A 790-nucleotide genomic window follows, 5' to 3' on the forward strand; every position below is an offset into this window, starting at 1 on the left:
GTCTGCGACGGTGGCGGTTTGGGCGAGTCGGGCCACGGTTTGTTCGGTGAAGATGTCGCGGGGGCGGCACAGGATGCCCGCGGCGCGCGCACGGGCCACCACCTGCATGGACAAGATGCTGTCGCCGCCGAGTTCGAAGAACGACTCGTCGACCCCGACCCGGTCCAGCCCCAACACCTGGGCATAGATATCGGCCAGGATCTGCTCGACGGCATCGCTGGGCGCCCGATAGGCCTCCACGTTCTGATACTCCGGGGCCGGCAACGCACGCTTGTCCAGTTTGCCGTTGACCGTCAACGGCATCGCCTCCACCGCGACCACCGCCGCGGGCACCATGTAATCGGGCAACCGCGCCGCCAACACCGCACGCACCTCGACCGGATCAGCACTACCGGTGATATAGCCCACCAACCGCTTATCACCGGGACGATCCTCACGCGCGATCACCTCAGCCTGAACAACCCCATCCACCCCGGCCAACGCCGCAGCCACCTCACCGAGCTCGATGCGATACCCACGAATCTTGACCTGCTCATCCGCGCGACCCAGATACCGCAACTGCCCATCGCCACCCCAGGCCACCACATCACCGGTGCGATACATCCGCTGCCCCGCAGCCCCGAACGGACACGCCACAAACCGCGACGCACTCAGCCCCGAACGCCCCACATACCCATAAGCCACCCCCGCACCGGCCACATACAACTCACCGGCCACCCCCACCGGCACCGGCGCCAACCACTCATCAAGAACAAAAAACCCCAAATGCGCCAACGGCACCCCGATCGGG

General features: G+C 65.9%; 1 protein-coding gene. It reads right to left on the minus strand.

All coding sequences use genetic code 11. The annotated features are described in order from the left end of the window. Positions 1-790 (minus strand): phosphopantetheine-binding protein (locus MELE44368_RS23830; RefSeq protein WP_164890211.1); only part of this gene is annotated, 790 nt, incomplete at both ends.

This window comes from Mycolicibacterium elephantis DSM 44368 (assembly GCF_004014805.1).
Taxonomy (GTDB): domain Bacteria; phylum Actinomycetota; class Actinomycetes; order Mycobacteriales; family Mycobacteriaceae; genus Mycobacterium; species Mycobacterium elephantis.